Consider the following 16,070-nt stretch of genomic DNA (forward strand, 5'->3'; position numbering starts at 1 on the left):
CCTCTGGCCGTTCACTCGCCGTCGTATTGAATGCCTTGCGCCGCATGATGCGACAGCACGAAACCGATAGGCCTGGATGCTTCCTCGTTCAGGTGCGCGATCAGGCTTGCCGTGCGCGCCAATATCGGGATGCCCTTGAGCGCGGCCAGGGGGAAGCCGATATCGAGCATGATCGCCGGTATGGCGCCCGAGACATTGATGGGCAGGCCCTTGCCTATCGCCTTGGGAATGGCGGCCTGCACGGCGTACAGCATCGTTATGTGGTCTCCGGCCAGGTTCCGGCTCGCCGCCAGCGCCAGCAGCTTGTTGGCCCGCGGGTCGCCCTCGGAATGCTGCGGGTGCCCAAAGCCCGGAATCGACGCCTTGCTCAGTTTCATGGCGGCCAGATTGCCGGCCGCGACCTCTTCGAATGACAGCCCTTTTTCCCTGGACTCGGCGATGAGCCTGCTCAAAAACCTGCCGCATGCCTCAGTGCTGCCGAGCACGACGGAGCCGCAGCCCAGCAGGCCGGCCGCCACCGCGCCCTGCAGCGCCTCGGGAGCAGCGGCATAGGTCATTCTTGCCGCCTGCACGCTGGGCACCAGGCCATGTTCCGCAATGGACAACAACACCGCGTCGATAAAGAAGCGCTGCTCGTCGCTGGGCTCGCGCCCCGTCAACATAAAGAAAAAATAGTCGGTGAAGCCCATTTTCCCTATCAGTTCCGAGCACAAGTCCTTGCCCCTGACGGTAATGGACGCCGCATCGGAGGTGGATATCGCGGTAAAGGGCTGGTCCTGCTTGCCAATTCTCATTTGAAAACCTGTATATCGATGTGATTAATCAATGCGCGCATGGGCCGAATCTATCACTTCCGCCCATTTGCTGATTTCGCCGGCCACAAAGGCGGCGATTTTTTCCGATGGCAGGGGGGAACCCTCCACGCCCTGCTTTTTCAAGGCGTCGATCACGGCGGGGTCCTGCATGGCCTTGTCGGCGGCGGCGACCAGCTTGTCCTCGGTTTCTTTTGGCATGCCGGAAGGCGCCGCCAGCATATACCAGGCGGTCAAGTCGAAATCTTTATATCCCGACTCCGCGATGGTCGGCACATCGGGAGCCAGGGTGGCCCGATTGCTGGAACTTGCCGCCAGGGCCTTGAGCGCGCCGGCCTTGATATGCGGCACGACGGCAACCGGGTGGTAGAACATGAATGCCACCTGCCCCCCTATCGTGTCGGTCATGGCCTGCGCGCCCTCTTTATAAGGAACATGCAGCATGGAGACACCCGCCATCTTCTTGAGCAATTCGCCGGCCAGATGGCCCGACGTGCCATTGCCCGCCGAGGCAAAGGCGAGCTTGTCGGGATTCTTCTTGGCGTCGTCGAGCAGGTCTTTGAGGCTGTTGTACGGCGAATTCCTGCCTACCACCAGCAGCGTGGGCGTATAGCCCGGCATGGCGAGGTAGGTGAAGTCTTTCGAGGGATCGTAGGGCAGCCGGCTGTACAGGCCCTTGTTGATGGCGAATGTGCCCACGGAGCCGAAGCTCAGGGTGTAGCCGTCCGCCTTGGATTTTGCGACATAGTCCGTGCCGATGGCGCCGCCGGCGCCTGGCTTGTTTTCCACCACCACGCTTTGTCCCAGCTGCCTGGACAGCGCTTCGCCAATGACCCGCGCCGTGGTGTCGGTCGACGTGCCCGCCCCGAAAGGCACCACCAGCCGTATCGCCTTTTCGGGATAGCCGGCGGCGCTCGCCACGCTGCCGGCCGCGGCAATGCTCAGCAGCGTCAGCTTCAATAATGTTTTCATGTTCGTCCTCTCCATCGTGCAGGGATTTATGTTTTAGGCTTCATCGGCATTCTACAAAGCTCAATCCAGATATGGAAATGATTAATAGCCATTGATTCAATCGATGCTATCGATAGAAAAATGGCATGGCGTTTTTGCCTTGGCGGCGCGCCGGGGATAAAAAAAAGCCCCCATGAGGGGGCTTGCATGCACGACGGATTTTGCCGTTTGTATGCGCAGGCTTTACTTGTTCGCCGACTTGGTGATCGCGCCGCCGGCTTTGCTGATGTCTTCGCCGGCGCCCGCCATGGTGTTGCAGCCCGCAAGGGCAATGCAGCCCAGCAAGGCCAGGCAGGCAAGAATTCGAGCAGCCATGATTTTCCCCTTTTACAGAAGTGTTTTAAATGACGAGACGCCTGGACTCTACTGCGAGATCAAGCGATTTTCACACGGAGTTCGCCAAGGCCGGCAACCGCGCCGACCATGGTGTCGCCCGCGACCACTGGGCCCACGCCTTCAGGCGTGCCGGTAAAGATGATGTCGCCGGCCTTCAGCTCGAACAGGCCCGACAGATAAGCGATGGATTCAGCGACGTTCCAGATCATTTGCGACAAATCGCTGGTCTGCTTCACGACGCCATTCACGCTCAGCGAAATCGCGCCGGAATCCAGCGTCCCGGTCTGTTCGCGGGGGTGCAGAGGCCCTATCGGCGCCGACTGGTCAAAGGCCTTGCCGACTTCCCATGGGCGGCCCTGTTTCTTGGCTTCGCCTTGCAGGTCGCGGCGCGTCATGTCCAGGCCGATGGCGTAGCCCCACACGCATTGCGCGGCCTGCTCGGTCGTCAAATCGCGCCCGCCCTTGTCCAGGGCGACAACCAGTTCGATTTCATAATGCAGATTGGCCGTCTTGGGCGGATAAGGCATGACGCCCGTCTGGCCGTCGGCCACGTTGATCAGGGCATCGGCCGGCTTGTTGAAGAAGAAAGGGTCTTCGCGGCCGGTGAAACCCATTTCCTTGGCGTGCTCGGCATAATTGCGGCCCACGCAATAGACGCGCCTCACGGGGAATACCGCGGCTGAACCAGCCACCGGAATAGCGGCGACGGGGTGTGCGGGAATAATTGTATCCATTCTATCAAGCTCCTTTTACGTAGCGCTCTGCGCCATCTCTGATTTCTTTAAGCGCAGCTTCCTGCCCTTCCCAGCCTTTGACCTTCACCCATTTGCCTTTTTCCAGATCCTTGTAGTGCTCGAAAAAATGCTGGATGCGGGCAAGATCCTCGTGCGGCAGGTCTTCCGGCTTCTGGATGTGGCGGTAGGGAGGATAGAGTTTATCGACCGGAACGGCCAGGACCTTGGCATCGCCGCCGGCCTCGTCGTCCATGATCAATACGCCTATGGAACGGCAGCGTATCACCGCTCCGATTTGTATAGGAAAGGGAGCCAGCACCAGCACATCCACCGGGTCGCCGTCGTCGGATACCGTCTGGGGGATGTAGCCGTAGTTGCACGGGTAGTGCATGGCGGTCAGCATGAAGCGGTCCACGAACACGGCGCCGGATTCTTTATCGACTTCGTATTTGACCGGGTCCGCATTCATGGGGATTTCGACTATGACATTGAATTCATCAGGCAAGTTATTGCCGGCGGGTACGCGGTCTAAGCTCATGCTAGGTTCAGCCTCAAGATATGGATGTAAAAAAGATCAGTGTTGGCCCGGACCACGACGTGGCCGGTCGGAAGTTTGCGACAAGTCGACGCCCGGAATCGGCGCGCTGTCGAAATATTCGTCCAGCGCGGTATCCGGCGAGGAAGAAGATTGCGCGGCGCCGGGCGCCGGCCTGTCCGCGGGCGGCGCCGCCGGCAGCGGCGCGGAGCCCGCCGCATCGTCGTCCATGAAATCGGCGGCGCTGGCCGCCACGGGCGCTGGATCCGTCTGGGGCATGTCGGGCTCGGGCAGGCTTTCGACATCGATGAGGGTGGGATCGCCGCGCGTGTCGGCGGCCGGCAAAGCCCGGCTGACAGGCAGCACCGGCAGCACGCCCGCCACCCCGGAGGCCAGGCGCCAATGCTTCATGGCATCGGCCGGCCGGCCCAGGCGGTCGTACAGGTTGCCCAGCAAGGCGTGTATGCGCATGTCGCTGCGTATCTTCATGCTGCGCAACAGATAATGTTCTCCCTGCCCCCACAATTGCCCGGTCAGGCACAAATTGCCCAGCGCGGCAAGCAGCGCGGAATCGTCGGGATGGTTCTTGAGCCAGACTTCGGCCTTGCTGAGCCGGCGCGCGACGAACTCGGGCGGGCATTGCGAATAGGCATTGAGCAGGCGCGGCTCGAGCCTGGCGCCGATCGCCGCTTCGAGTATCCGGGAAGCCTCTTCGTAATTGCCTTCGGCTTCCTGGATGGCAGCGCCGGCAAGCGCGATATCGGGCAGACTGCGCTCATCGGCCTTCAGGTCGCCCCAGATGGACTTGAAGCCCTCGGCGCCCGCGGCATGCAGGCGGGCCGCCGCCGATGTCTCGATGAGCTGCATGGCTTCGGCCTTTTCGATGACGCCGCGGCGCAGCAGCAGGCGCGTCAGTTCGTAGACGCGGTCATGATTGCGCAATTGTCGGTGGGCGCGCAACAACAGGCGGGTGGCGTGGAAATAGCGCGAACTGGCGTCTTGCAGCGGCTGCAGCAGCACCAGGGCGTCTTGCGGGCGGTTCTGGTCCAGGTACATCTCGGCGGCGACCGTGGCCGCCGCTTCGCGCAGCCGCGGGTCGTTGCCGGCGCTTTCCTGGGCCAGGGCCAGCGCCTGGTCGCGCCGGGTGAATTCGCCCAGATGATGGGAAGCGCGCGCCGAAGCCAGCCCGGCCAGCACCTTGCGGCTGCTGGAGCGAGTGCGCCCCAGCAGCTTCGAGAGCTCTTTTTCAGCTTCGGTGTAGCGCCCTTCGAGCACGTTGATCCAGCCGCTTTCCAGCAGCTTGTGGTCGCGGTTCTGCGCGCGCAGGCTGCGCCATGAGCGGAAGCGTTCCGGGCCGCCGGAGATCCATGCCAGGACGCGCAGCACCACGTACAGGATGATAAAGGTGGCCAGCACCAGCAGAACCGCCAGGGTGAGCGACAGCTCTATGCGCCAGGGCTGCGCCATGATCAGCACATTGCCGCTGTGATCGCGCAAGACGAGCGCCAGCGCGACGGCGGCAACGAATACCAGCAGTGTCCAGAACCAGGTTCTCATTGTTTACCTCTGTGGCGTAGTAGGCGCCGCATCGGCTGGCGGAACGGGATCGGACGGCGCAGCTTCGGACTGCGGCGCTTCGCCGGCTTGCGGCGGCTCTTCCGGCTCGGCCTGCGCCGCGCCGGGCGCATCATCGGCGGGAGCCTGGCCGTTGGACGACGGCGACGTAATGGCGCCCTCCTGTGCCGACTTGGCGCTGGCTTCGCGCAGGGCCTCGACAGCCTGCAGGCTATTGGTGACCGTGGGCAGCTTCACTTCGATGGAAGTGTCCGCCATCTCGCGAGCCAGCTTGAGCGCCTGGCGCGACTGCGGCGATTTCTGGTCATAGCGGCTTTCCACCGCCTTGACCAGCGCCTCGGTTTCGGACTGCCAGATCTTGGGCTGGCGCATCATCAGGGCCAGTTGCGCCGTCATGATGCGCAAGCGCAGGTTCTCGCGGAAACGCGTGGCCTGGTCCGGCGACATCAGCAGGGCCGTGGGGTCGTCGACGCGGCGCACGGTAATGAACTGACCCAGGTCCTGGCGTATGGACGACCAGGCGCTGCGCGACCAGCCGTCGACCGTGTCCAGGGTTTGCCGCCACCATGGCGCATCGGCGTCCATGCCGCCGCGGCTTTCGGAGGCGCGCGGCGGCGCGGACGGCGTGGACGGAACAATGTCGGGCGCCGCGTCATCGGGAACCAGCAATGCGGCCTCGCCGACCAGGGCGCTCAGTTCATCGAGCTGCGTGGACAGCAGCGCCACATCGACGGTGGACGCGGCCCGCAAGCGGTCGAGGTCGCCATTGATGGTCTGCAGCAAGGAAGCCAGCCCCGGGCGGTTGGCCCGGGCCAGCTGCGCCTGCGCCGTTTCCAGCGAAATGACGGCGTTGGCGACGTTGCCGCTGAGCTGCAACTGCTGCTGGGCGATGGTCAGCAAATGGTCGACATCGTTGATCAGCACCAGGTCGGAACCGCTGTCGGTAAGGTTGCGGAATGCCTGTTCCAGGCTTTCCGCATGGCTTCTCGCTTCGCTCACCGAGCGTTCCAGCGCGGCGATTTGCCCGGACTGTTCCTGCTGCAGCGACAAGGCCTGCTGGGCCTGTTCGGCGGCCTGGTTGGCGGCGCTCGCGCCGCTTTGCACCTGCGCGGCCAGGCTGTCGGCGGCCTGATGGAACTGCCGCTGCTGATACCAAAGCGCCGCCGCCAGGGCAAGGGCGACCAGCAACACAATAATGAAAGCCGGCAGCAGGACGGACCGCGGTTTTTTGGCTGGCGATGGCTGGGCGGGCCGGGCATTGGTGGCTGGCCCTGGGGAGGCAGGAATACCTGGGGCAGAGGCCTGGCCAGCTTGCGGGATCTCGGGTTTTTTATCAGTCATGGCGAGATTGTAATCCTAGGAGCTTTCTTGAGGCGACGCCATCTGGCCGATAGCCTGAAAAATGGCATCGTCGCTGGGTGAGCATACTTTTACCATTGGCGCCGCCACATTACCAGAAGCGCCGAGCACGGATTGTAATCGGCCTGCCACCCGCTCGTGTATCACCACGAAACGGCAGCGGGCCCATGCGGCTTCCAGGCCCAGCCGCCGGACATTGGCATGGACGGCGTCGACGCTCTCGCCGCTGGTCAGCAAAAACACGCAGGACTCGGGCCGGGCCAGCGCCTTCCGCAGGTCCGCCGCCTGGTCGGCGCGCCACAGGGCCGGCTCGCGCCCGTACAAAGCCAGCCGCTCGACCCTGGCGCCCGCCTCTTCGCATTGAGCGCCCAGCCATTCCCGCCCCGATACGCCCCTGACTATCAGCACCCGGCCGAGCCGGTGCAGCCGCGGCTGCAGCAGGGCCCACAAGGCCTCCGAATCCTGGCTCTGGCTGCCGGGATCGGGATGCAGGATATGGGCATGAGGCATCAGGCCCGAGTCGTACAAGGGCTGGGCGCTGGAGCGCCCCACGGTCGCGGCCAGGGTGCGCTCGGGCCAGCAATGCCCGCCCGGGCGCCTATCCAGCAGATCCAGATAGAAGCGAACGGCATTGCTGCTTACAAAAACGATCAAATCGTAATCGGCCGGCGACGGCAGTTGATCGCCATCGCGCAGCAGCGGGCATATCCGCAGGGCTGGCAGGATGAGCGCCTGCCAGCCCGCGGCCCGCAGGCGCCCGGCAAGCTGCTCGTTCTTGCCTTGCGGACGCGTCAACACGACGCTGGCTTTCATGGTGGTGCCCGTCATGAAACGGCCGCCGCGTATCAGGAGGCCGAATCCGCAGGCAAGAGCCTGGACAGGATATCCCTGGCCCCTTTTTCGAGCAGATCGCCGGCGACCTGTTCGCCCAGTTGCACCGCCGAGGCTACGGGGCCGGAAATATGCGCGCGTATGATCCGTGAACCGTCGGGCTCGGCCACCAGGGCGTCGACACGCAGCGTGCCGCCGTCCAGTTGCGCGAACGCCGCCAGAGGCACCTGGCAGGACCCGCCCAGCACGCGTGAAACCGCGCGCTCGGCCAGTGTGCAGGCGGTGGCCTCGGCGCTGGCCAGCGGAGCCAGCCAGGCATGCATGTCGCTGCGCCGCTCCAGGATCTCGATGCCCAAAGCGCCCTGGCCCGCGGCCGGCAGGCTTTGCTCGATCGACAGATAGCCGCGGATGCGGGATTCGAGCCCGAGGCGGCGCAAGCCGGCCGCCGCCAGGATGATGGCTGCGTAGTCGCCGCGATCCAGTTTGCCCAGGCGGGTGTCGAGATTGCCGCGCAGGGCCTGGATCTTGAGCTGCGGGAATTGCTGGCGTATCTGGGACTCGCGGCGCAGGCTGGACGTCCCGACTATGGCGCCGGCCGGCAGGGCGTCGAGGGACGGGTAATCATTGGAAACGAAGGCATCGCGCGGATCATCGCGCTCCAGGATGACGGACAAGGCAAAGGGGCTTTGCATATCGACCGGCACGTCCTTGAGCGAATGCACGGCCAGATCGGCGCGCCCGTCGAGCAAGGCGGTTTCGAGTTCTTTGACAAACAGGCCCTTGCCGCCGATTTTGGACAAGGTGCGATCCAGTATCTGGTCGCCCCGTGTGGTCATGGTCAGCAAGCTGACCCGGCATGCGGGGTAGAGAGCCTGCAATCGGACTTGCACGTGCTCGGCCTGCCACAAGGCAAGCCGGCTGGCGCGGGTGGCGATGACCAGGGTGGCGGGTGCTGCGGCCATGCCTTAGCTTGCCAGCTGGGTGAACACGACGGCAAGCACTATGCCGATGATCGCCAGAATGAGCAAGCCCTGCAATAGCGACAAGCCGGCCTCGTCCGGCTTCTTGCGCCCCGATGATTTAAACAGACCCATGTACCTTTTCCTTGGCGGCGCTCTTGCGGCTGGCTATCCATTTGCCAACCGCCACCACCAGAACTGCGCCTATGACTTCTGCGGCTATCTTGATTGTACTTGAGAGTTCGCCCAGCTGGCTTTCAACGAAGAAGTCGGTGACGACCATGCCGCCGGCGATCCAGCCCAGCAAGGCCGCGCCCAGGGTGACCACCAGGGGGAAACGGTCGATGAGCTTGAGGACCAGCGTGCTGCCCCAGATAATGATGGGCACGCTCAGCAGCAGGCCGAAAATCACGTAGCCGAGCTGGTGATCGGGGACGGTATTCTGCGCGGCGCCGGCGATGGCGATCACGTTGTCCAGGCTCATGACGAAGTCGGCCACGATGATGGTTTTCACCGCCGCCCATACCGAGGCATTGGCCTTGATGTTGTCGTGGTGGTCATCTTCGGGGGCCAGCAGTTTGATCCCTATCCACAGCAGCAGCAAACCGCCGACGATCTTGAGGAAGGGAATGCCGAGCAAGGTCAGCGCAAAGGCAATCAAGATGACGCGCAGGAAGATGGCGCCGGCCGTCCCCCAGAGAATTCCCTGAACACGTTGCTTTTGTGCCAGATTGCGGCAGGCCAGCGCGATGACAACAGCGTTGTCGCCCCCCAGCAGAATATCGATCATGACGATCTGAAATAGCGCGCCCCAGTGCAATGTGTCAAAAAACTCTACCATCTGAATTCCTGTATTAGCCGAATAGCGATAAAAAGCCTCGGCAGGAAGAACACCGAGGCCAAGATTCCGCGCTATTGTAATTCAGGTTTTAGTCAGCCTGTGCTTTTGCCTGAAAAAATTTTCCGGATAGCAGCACGATGATCGCTCCCACCGCCCCCGCCGCCAGCGCGAGTTGATGAGCCGAAGCCTGCGCGGAACTGGAGAAGCTATCGACATAAGGCGTCAGGACGGGATCGCTGACCAGCATTTCGCCCGCAATGAAACCCAGCAGCGCGGCGCCCAGCCAGACGATGACCGGCAGCCTCTCAATAACCTTGAGCAATAGGGTGCTGCCGAAAATGACCAGCGGAATGCTGATGGCCAGCCCCAATACCAGCAGGACGGTATCGCCATGCGCGGCCGCCGCAACGGCCACCACATTGTCCAGGCTCATGACCAGGTCGGCCACCAGAATGGTGCGTATCGCCGCCCACAAGCTGCCGTATTCCTTGGCTTCGCCGTCGCTTTCGCCTTCGGGCATGAGCAGGCTGACCCCGATATACAACAGCAGTATGGCCCCGACGATCTTGAGCCAGGGCAGCAGCAGCAGTTTGGCCGCGACCAGCGTCAAGACGATGCGCAGAAGGATCGCGCCGGCCGAGCCCCATGTGATCGCCGTGCGCTGTTGCGCCACCGGCAGCGAACGCGCAGCCAGGGCGATGACGACGGCGTTATCGCCGGATAATAGAATATTGACCCAGATGATCTCCAACAAGGCCAGCCAGAATTGTGTTGAACTGATATCCATGCTTCATTTGTCCCATAAGAAGATCCCCCTTCTTGAGCGAATGAAATAGGCGCTGCGCGCGGCCGATGTTTTTTTGATCTTTATGCGTATTCCCCGCGGACCATCGGGACCAATACGCCGAATCGACTCTGGCAGCCAAAAAGCCTCCCCGCGGGAGGCTTTTTGTTTACAGCAAGGCTTATATCACCGACTTGAGCAATTTGCCCATTTCGGATGGATCGCGCGTGGTGCGGATGCCGCAGGCTTCCATGATTTCAAGCTTGGCGTCGGCCGTGTCGGCGCCGCCGGAAATCAGGGCGCCGGCATGGCCCATGCGCTTGCCCGCCGGAGCCGTAACGCCGGCGATAAAGCCGACCACGGGCTTTTTCATGTTGTCTTTGGCCCATTGCGCGGCGTCGACTTCGTCGGGACCGCCGATTTCGCCTATCATGACGACCGCGTCGGTATCGGGATCGTCGTTGAACATCTTGAGGATATCAATATGCTTGAGGCCGTTGATGGGATCGCCACCAATACCCACTGCAGTGGATTGCCCCAGACCCAATTCGGTCAGCTGGGCAACCGCTTCGTATGTCAGCGTGCCGGAACGGCTGACCACGCCGATACGGCCCTTGCGGGAAATATGGCCGGGCATGATGCCGATCTTCAGTTCGTCGGGCGTGATCAGGCCCGGGCAGTTCGGGCCCAGCACCAAAGCCGTCTTGTTCTGGTCGCGCATGCGATTGCGCAGTTCCAGCATGTCGCGCACGGGTATGCCTTCGGTAATGCAGATCACCAGGTCCAGATCGGCGTCGACGGCTTCCCAGATGGCGGCCGCGGCGCCTGCTGGCGGCACGTAGATGACTGAAACGGTAGCGCCGGTTTGCGCCTTGGCGTCCTTGACGCTGCCGAAAATGGGCACGCCCTCGAAGTTCTCGCCGGCCTTCTTGGGATGCACGCCCGCCACGAACGCCGCTTTTCCGTTGGCGTACTCGCGGCACATATGAGTATGGAACTGGCCGGTTTTACCGGTGATTCCCTGGGTAATGACTTTGGTGTCTTTGTTGATCAAAATCGACATTTACAAATCCTCGGCAATATTCTTATTTCGCGGCAGCTACGACTTTAGTCGCGGCTTCGGCCATGGTGTCAGCGCTGATGATGGGCAGGCCCGACTCGGCCAGCAATTTCTTGCCCAGCTCTTCGTTGGTGCCTTTCATGCGCACGACCAGCGGCACGCTGAGGTTGACGGCCTTGCAGGCGGCGATGACGCCTTCGGCGATGACGTCGCAGCGCATGATGCCGCCGAAAATGTTCACCAGTATGGCCTTGACGCCTTCGTTCTTGAGCATGATCTTGAAGGCTTCGGTGACCTTCTCGGCCGTCGCGCCGCCACCCACGTCCAGGAAGTTGGCCGGCTCGCCGCCAAACAGCTTGATGGTGTCCATGGTCGCCATGGCCAGGCCGGCGCCGTTGACCAGGCAGCCGATATTGCCGTCGAGCTGGATATAGGCCAGGTCGAACTTGCTGGCTTCGATTTCGGCGGGATCTTCTTCGGCCAGATCGCGGTATTCGACGATTTCAGGGTGGCGGAACAAAGCGTTGGAATCGAAATTGAACTTCGCGTCCAGGGCGATGATGTCGCCCGAGCCGCTCAGGATGAGCGGATTGATTTCGGCCAGCGACGCATCCGTTTCCCAGTAAGCCTTGTACAGTTTCTGGAATTCGGCGGCCGCCTTGGACACCGACGCCTCGGGAACGCCTATGCCGCGCGCGAGTTCAGCCGCTTCTTTGTCGGTCAGGCCGGTTTTCGGATCCACGAACACCTTCAGGATTTTTTCGGGGGTCTTTTCGGCGACTTCTTCGACGTCCATGCCGCCTTCGCTCGACGCCATCACGCATACGCGCTGCGTGCCGCGATCGGTGACGATGCCGACGTAGTATTCTTTCTTGATGTCGGCGCCTTCCTCGATCAGCAGGCGGCCCACTTTCTGGCCTTCGGGGCCGGTCTGGTGCGTGACCAGCTGCATGCCCAGGATTTCAGAGGACAACTGGCGCACTTCGTCGATGGAACGCGCCAGCTTGACGCCACCGCCCTTGCCACGGCCACCCGCATGAATCTGCGCCTTCACCACCCAAACCGGGCCGCCCAGCTTTTCGGCTGCGGCAACGGCCTCGTCAACGGAAAAAGCAGGAATTCCGCGCGGGACAGTCACGCCAAATTTCTTCAGCAGTTCCTTGCCTTGATACTCGTGAATTTTCATTTATTACCTGTCAGAACGTAAAGAATAAGAAAAAGAACGCGTGCGCCCGTGCCCGAAAACACGCTTGCCCGCCCGATGAGGATGGCCTACTCGCACTTTGCCTCGGCCCTGGGAGCGACATACCACTGGGGATAGAATTCCAGGGCGACCGGGCCATCGAGCCGAAGCGCATGGCAACCCTCGAGCTGGAACGGACGCTTTTGATGGCCGGGCTGCGCTTGCTCTTTGCGGCGCTTGCCGGACATGGTCTGGATCGCGACCGTCGGCAATACATACGACAGTTCCGTCATATGGCTGCAGCCGGCCGTTCTGCCGAAGCGATCCTTGACCACCTGGCGGAAATTGCGCAGCAGATTCATGCCGACCAGCGCCCGGTAGTCGGGCGCGATGGCGGTGCAATGCTGGTTGTACGGAGCGGCGTCGTAATCGGCGATGGCGGCCGTGATCGTGAACTGATCGTCTATCGTGACGCGAAGATGCATGTGGTGGATAGGATCGCCGGCGCGGTGTATGGTTGCGCCATCCCTGAGGGGGAAATCGTAGGCCTTGACGTCGATGAGCTCGGCTTCGAGATCCCATTGGCCGTCCTCCCGGGCGAACGCGTTCACGCGTATGGAACGCGTGTGCACTGGTTCACGGGCTATGTCGGGAGGCGGCAAAGGCATTTACAAAAAAACGTATATGGCGATAAACCCTCTAAGTATAGCGCAGAGCCTGGGCGGCGCTGACCATCCTGACCAGCGCGGCTTCAGTCTCGGCCCAGCCGCGGGTCTTCAGGCCGCAGTCGGGATTGACCCACAAGCGCTCGGACGGCAGGCGCTTGGCGGCCTTCTGCATGAGTCCGACCATCCATTCCACTTCGGGCACGTTGGGCGAATGGATATCGTACACGCCCGGGCCGATGTCGTTGGGATAGCGGAAATCCTCGAAGGCGCCCAGCAATTCCATATTGGAGCGCGACGTTTCGATAGTGATGACATCGGCATCCATGGCGGCAATCGCCTCGATGATGTCATTGAATTCGGAATAGCACATATGGGTGTGTATCTGCGTCTCGTCCCTGACCGCCCCGGTCGACAGGCGGAAGCAGTCGACGGCCCACTCAAGATAGCGCTTCCAGTCGGCGCGGCGCAGCGGCAAGCCCTCGCGGAAGGCGGGCTCATCGATCTGGATGACAGCGATGCCCGCCGCCTCCAGGTCCAGCACTTCGTCGCGCAAGGCCAGCGCCAATTGGCGGCACGTGGTCTCGCGCGGCTGGTCGTCGCGCACGAAGGACCATTGCAATATGGTCACCGGCCCCGTCAGCATGCCTTTCACCGGCTTGTCGGTCAGAGACTGGGCGTAGGCCGACCAGGCCACGGTCATGGCGGCCGGGCGGGCCACGTCGCCGAAAATAATGGGCGGCTTCACGCAGCGCGAGCCATAGCTCTGCACCCAGCCGTTCTGCGTAAAGGCGAATCCGCCCAGCAATTCGCCGAAGTATTCGACCATGTCATTGCGTTCGGCTTCGCCGTGCACCAGCACATCCAGGCCCACTCTTTCCTGGAAGCGTATGACTTGTTCGATTTCCTTGCGCATGGCGCTCTCGTACGCCGCATCGCTTAGCGCGCCGTTTTTCCAGTCGCGCCGCGATACGCGGATTTCCGCGGTCTGCGGGAAGGAGCCGATGGTGGTGGTGGGATAGGCCGGCAGGCGCAGCTTTTCCTGCTGCACCACGATGCGCTCGGCGAAAGGCCGGCGGTTGCGCGCCAGCCCGGCCGATGCCTCCAGGCGCGCCTGGACGGCGCCATTGTGGATGCGCGCCGATTCCTTCTTGGCCTGCAGGGCCGAGCGCTGGCGCTGCAAGGCCTCTTGCGTGGCGGGCGCCGGCGCGGCGGACAGGGAATCCGCCAGCCATGCCAGCTCATCGAGTTTTTGCGTGGCAAAAGAAAGCCAGCTGCGCAGTTCGGCATCCAGCTCCTTTTCGGCGTCGAGGTCGACCGGCACATGCAGCAGCGAGCACGATGGCGCCAGCCACAGCCGGTCGCCGAGCCGGGCCGCCAGCGGCTCGGCCACAGCGCGGGCGCGGTCGAGATCGGTGCGCCATACATTGCGGCCATCGATCAGCCCCAGGGACAGCACCTGGTCGTCGCCGAGGACGGCCAGCACGTCATTCAATTGATCGGGCGCCCGCAGCAGGTCTATGTGCACGCCCTGAACCGGCAGGCCCTTCAATACCTGGATATTCTCGTCCAAGCGTTCGAAGTAGCTGGCCAGCAGGACGCGCACGCCGGCCTGCGCCAATTCCCCGTAGACGCGCTCGAACGCCTCGCGCCAGGGGCCGGGCAGGTCCAGCCCGAGTATGGGCTCGTCTATCTGCACCCACTCCACGCCCAGCGCCTTGACTTGCCGCAGCACTTCCTTGTAGACCGGCAGCAGATTTTCCAGCAAGGCCAGCTTGGCGACATCGCCCGCCCCTTGCGCAAACGCATCGCCCTTGCCCAGCCACAGCCAGGTCAAGGGGCCCGGAATCACTGGCTTGACGCTATGCCCCAGGGCCTGGGCTTCGCGGATCTGGTCGAACAGATAGCTGCGGGCGATGCGGTAGGACTGCTGCGGCACCAGTTCGGGCACGATGTAGTGGTAATTCGTGTCGAACCATTTGGTCATTTCGCATGCCGCGGCCGGCGTCCCCTTGGGAGCGCGCCCGCGCCCCATCCTGAACAAGGTGTCCAGATCCACCGCCTCCTTGTCCGATTGGGCAAAGCGGGCGGGCACCGCGCCCAGCAAGGTAGTCCATTCCAGGATATGGTCGTACCAGGCAAAATCGCCGACGGGCACGAAATCCAGGCCGGACCGGGCCTGCAACTGCCAGTGCCGGGCGCGCAGTTCGCGCCCCGTGTCGTCTAGGGCCTGCGCCGACAAGTTGCCGGCCCAGTAGGCTTCGAGCGCGCGTTTCAGTTCGCGCTGGACGCCTATGCGCGGAAAGCCCAAATTATGAGTAATAGTCATGATGAATCTTTATTAAATGAGGAATATTTGTCAACCCGGATATTGTGCCTATACAATTGAGTGAGTCAAAATCAAATACACCATACTTAGCATGAATATAATTCACTTTAATAAACCGGGCGACGCAGCGCATGCTTGAGATACGCCACATGGAAACCCTCTGCGCCATACGCGAGGCGGGCAGCCTGCAGGAAGCGGCGGACCGCCTGCATGTCACGCAATCGGCCTTGTCGCACCAGTTGCGCGACCTGGAGGTGCGGCTCAAGACGCCGCTGCTGAACCGGCGCACCCGCCCCGCGCGGCTTACCACGGCGGCCTTGCGCATCCTGGCGCTGGCCGATGAGGTGCTGCCGCGGGTCAAGGCCACCGAACGCGAACTGCAGCGCCTGGCCGCGGGGCGCACCGGCCGCCTGCATCTGGCGATAGACTGCCATTCCTGTTTCCAATGGCTGATGCCGGCGCTCGATGCCTTCAGGCAAGACTGGCCCGATGTGGCGCTGGATTTGTCGGCCGCTTTCTCTTTCGCCCCGCTGCCCGCCCTGGTGCGCGGCGATCTCGATGTGGTGATCACTTCGGACCCGCAAACGATAGAAGCGGTGGAGTACCTGCCGCTGTTCCGCTATGAGCTGGTGCTGGCGGTGGCTGCCGCCAACCCTTTGTCGCAGTGCAAATATATAGAGCCGGAACAGTTGGCCGACCAGGTATTGATTACGTATCCCGTGGAGCGCCAGCGCCTGGATGTGTTCACGGCTTTCCTGGACGCGGCCGATGTGGAGCCGGCCGCGATACGCAAGGCCGAGCTCACCCCTATCATTGTGCAACTGGTGGCCAGCCAGCGCGGGGTGGCGGCCCTGCCGAATTGGGCGCTGACGGAGTACCTGAACCAAAGCTGGCTGCGCATATGCCGCTTGGGGCCTCAAGGGGTATGGCGCACGCTGTACGCGGCAGTGCGCAGCGAGGACTTGCAGGCGGACTATCTGCAGGCCTTCATGGCGCAGGCGCGCGATACTTGCTTCAAGACGCTGGAAGGGATAAAGGCGGTGCGCTAGGCTTGGG

17 protein-coding genes are annotated in these 16,070 nt (G+C 62.5%); 1 reads left to right on the forward strand and 16 read right to left on the reverse strand.

Annotated elements, in window-relative coordinates; genetic code table 11:
• Nucleotides 1-11: 11 nt before the first annotated feature.
• The 16 genes from BUB23_RS01025 to metE form a co-directional block, all read right to left on the reverse strand.
• Complete coding sequence (locus BUB23_RS01025) at nt 12-794, reverse strand: citryl-CoA lyase (RefSeq protein ID WP_073101123.1); 783 nt, start codon at nt 792-794, stop codon at nt 12-14.
• Nucleotides 795-818: 24 nt separating this feature from the next.
• The gene (locus tag BUB23_RS01030) at nt 819-1,784 is read right to left on the reverse strand and encodes a Bug family tripartite tricarboxylate transporter substrate binding protein (protein ID WP_245801118.1); all 966 of its coding nucleotides are present in this window, start codon (nt 1,782-1,784) and stop codon (nt 819-821) included.
• Nucleotides 1,785-2,006: 222 nt separating this feature from the next.
• Nucleotides 2,007-2,138, reverse strand: coding sequence for an entericidin A/B family lipoprotein (locus tag BUB23_RS01035; protein WP_073101127.1), 132 nt, complete (start codon nt 2,136-2,138; stop codon nt 2,007-2,009).
• 59 nt (nt 2,139-2,197) lie between these two features.
• The gene (locus BUB23_RS01040; RefSeq protein WP_073101129.1) at nt 2,198-2,893 is read right to left on the reverse strand and encodes a fumarylacetoacetate hydrolase family protein; all 696 of its coding nucleotides are present in this window, start codon (nt 2,891-2,893) and stop codon (nt 2,198-2,200) included.
• Between the two features lie 4 nt (nt 2,894-2,897).
• Nucleotides 2,898-3,431: an inorganic diphosphatase gene (ppa, locus tag BUB23_RS01045; protein ID WP_073101131.1), complete on the reverse strand. Its 534-nt coding sequence runs from the start codon at nt 3,429-3,431 to the stop codon at nt 2,898-2,900.
• Between the two features lie 36 nt (nt 3,432-3,467).
• Nucleotides 3,468-4,985 carry a heme biosynthesis HemY N-terminal domain-containing protein gene (locus tag BUB23_RS01050; protein ID WP_073101133.1) on the reverse strand — a complete coding sequence of 506 codons (1,518 nt, stop codon included), beginning with the start codon at nt 4,983-4,985 and terminating at the stop codon, nt 3,468-3,470.
• Between the two features lie 3 nt (nt 4,986-4,988).
• A complete protein-coding gene (locus BUB23_RS01055) occupies nt 4,989-6,344 on the reverse strand; it encodes a uroporphyrinogen-III C-methyltransferase (RefSeq protein ID WP_073101135.1) in 1,356 nt (451 codons plus the stop codon).
• A 15-nt stretch (nt 6,345-6,359) separates the two neighbouring features.
• On the reverse strand, nt 6,360-7,190 hold the full coding sequence (locus BUB23_RS01060; RefSeq protein WP_084135617.1) for a uroporphyrinogen-III synthase: 831 nt from the start codon (nt 7,188-7,190) through the stop codon (nt 6,360-6,362).
• Nucleotides 7,191-7,207: 17 nt separating this feature from the next.
• Entirely contained in the window at nt 7,208-8,155 is a 948-nt protein-coding gene (gene hemC, locus BUB23_RS01065) for a hydroxymethylbilane synthase (RefSeq protein WP_073101137.1), read from the reverse strand.
• A 3-nt stretch (nt 8,156-8,158) separates the two neighbouring features.
• Nucleotides 8,159-8,287: a hypothetical protein gene (locus BUB23_RS27525; protein WP_281255531.1), complete on the reverse strand. Its 129-nt coding sequence runs from the start codon at nt 8,285-8,287 to the stop codon at nt 8,159-8,161.
• On the reverse strand, nt 8,274-8,993 hold the full coding sequence (locus BUB23_RS01070) for a TerC family protein (protein ID WP_073101139.1): 720 nt from the start codon (nt 8,991-8,993) through the stop codon (nt 8,274-8,276). Before BUB23_RS01070 ends, BUB23_RS27525 begins: the two co-directional genes overlap by 14 nt.
• A gap of 88 nt (nt 8,994-9,081) precedes the next feature.
• Nucleotides 9,082-9,780 (reverse strand): TerC family protein, encoded by a 699-nt coding sequence (locus tag BUB23_RS01075; protein WP_073101141.1) that lies wholly within the window; start codon nt 9,778-9,780, stop codon nt 9,082-9,084.
• Between the two features lie 178 nt (nt 9,781-9,958).
• Entirely contained in the window at nt 9,959-10,840 is an 882-nt protein-coding gene (sucD, locus tag BUB23_RS01080) for a succinate--CoA ligase subunit alpha (protein WP_073101143.1), read from the reverse strand.
• A 22-nt stretch (nt 10,841-10,862) separates the two neighbouring features.
• The gene (gene sucC / locus BUB23_RS01085) at nt 10,863-12,023 is read right to left on the reverse strand and encodes an ADP-forming succinate--CoA ligase subunit beta (RefSeq protein WP_073101146.1); all 1,161 of its coding nucleotides are present in this window, start codon (nt 12,021-12,023) and stop codon (nt 10,863-10,865) included.
• A gap of 86 nt (nt 12,024-12,109) precedes the next feature.
• The gene (locus BUB23_RS01090; RefSeq protein ID WP_073101148.1) at nt 12,110-12,688 is read right to left on the reverse strand and encodes a DUF2889 domain-containing protein; all 579 of its coding nucleotides are present in this window, start codon (nt 12,686-12,688) and stop codon (nt 12,110-12,112) included.
• Between the two features lie 31 nt (nt 12,689-12,719).
• Nucleotides 12,720-15,014, reverse strand: a complete 2,295-nt coding sequence (gene metE, locus BUB23_RS01095; protein ID WP_073101150.1) for a 5-methyltetrahydropteroyltriglutamate--homocysteine S-methyltransferase — start codon at nt 15,012-15,014, stop codon at nt 12,720-12,722.
• Nucleotides 15,015-15,145: 131 nt separating this feature from the next.
• Between metE and BUB23_RS01100 the strand changes: the two genes are divergently transcribed.
• A complete protein-coding gene (locus BUB23_RS01100; protein ID WP_073101152.1) occupies nt 15,146-16,063 on the forward strand; it encodes a LysR family transcriptional regulator in 918 nt (305 codons plus the stop codon).
• The last annotated feature ends 7 nt before the right edge of the window (nt 16,064-16,070 follow it).

This window comes from Pollutimonas bauzanensis (assembly GCF_900129885.1).
In the GTDB taxonomy this organism is placed as follows: Bacteria; Pseudomonadota; Gammaproteobacteria; order Burkholderiales; family Burkholderiaceae_B; genus Pollutimonas; species Pollutimonas bauzanensis.

Bases quoted from the DNA above. Each gene is read 5' to 3' on its own strand.
- sucC (WP_073101146.1), bottom strand. From the start codon at position 12,023: ATGAAAATTCACGAGTATCAAGGCAAGGAACTGCTGAAGAAATTTGGC.
- BUB23_RS01030 (WP_245801118.1), bottom strand. From the start codon at position 1,784: ATGAAAACATTATTGAAGCTGACGCTGCTGAGCATTGCCGCGGCCGGC.
- ppa (WP_073101131.1), bottom strand. From the start codon at position 3,431: ATGAGCTTAGACCGCGTACCCGCCGGCAATAACTTGCCTGATGAATTC.
- BUB23_RS01050 (WP_073101133.1), bottom strand. From the start codon at position 4,985: ATGAGAACCTGGTTCTGGACACTGCTGGTATTCGTTGCCGCCGTCGCG.
- hemC (WP_073101137.1), bottom strand. From the start codon at position 8,155: ATGGCCGCAGCACCCGCCACCCTGGTCATCGCCACCCGCGCCAGCCGG.
- BUB23_RS01025 (WP_073101123.1), bottom strand. From the start codon at position 794: ATGAGAATTGGCAAGCAGGACCAGCCCTTTACCGCGATATCCACCTCC.
- BUB23_RS01070 (WP_073101139.1), bottom strand. From the start codon at position 8,993: ATGGTAGAGTTTTTTGACACATTGCACTGGGGCGCGCTATTTCAGATC.
- BUB23_RS01100 (WP_073101152.1), top strand. From the start codon at position 15,146: ATGCTTGAGATACGCCACATGGAAACCCTCTGCGCCATACGCGAGGCG.
- BUB23_RS01035 (WP_073101127.1), bottom strand. From the start codon at position 2,138: ATGGCTGCTCGAATTCTTGCCTGCCTGGCCTTGCTGGGCTGCATTGCC.
- BUB23_RS01075 (WP_073101141.1), bottom strand. From the start codon at position 9,780: ATGGATATCAGTTCAACACAATTCTGGCTGGCCTTGTTGGAGATCATC.
- BUB23_RS27525 (WP_281255531.1), bottom strand. From the start codon at position 8,287: ATGGGTCTGTTTAAATCATCGGGGCGCAAGAAGCCGGACGAGGCCGGC.
- BUB23_RS01090 (WP_073101148.1), bottom strand. From the start codon at position 12,688: ATGCCTTTGCCGCCTCCCGACATAGCCCGTGAACCAGTGCACACGCGT.
- metE (WP_073101150.1), bottom strand. From the start codon at position 15,014: ATGACTATTACTCATAATTTGGGCTTTCCGCGCATAGGCGTCCAGCGC.
- BUB23_RS01055 (WP_073101135.1), bottom strand. From the start codon at position 6,344: ATGACTGATAAAAAACCCGAGATCCCGCAAGCTGGCCAGGCCTCTGCC.
- BUB23_RS01060 (WP_084135617.1), bottom strand. From the start codon at position 7,190: ATGACGGGCACCACCATGAAAGCCAGCGTCGTGTTGACGCGTCCGCAA.
- BUB23_RS01040 (WP_073101129.1), bottom strand. From the start codon at position 2,893: ATGGATACAATTATTCCCGCACACCCCGTCGCCGCTATTCCGGTGGCT.
- sucD (WP_073101143.1), bottom strand. From the start codon at position 10,840: ATGTCGATTTTGATCAACAAAGACACCAAAGTCATTACCCAGGGAATC.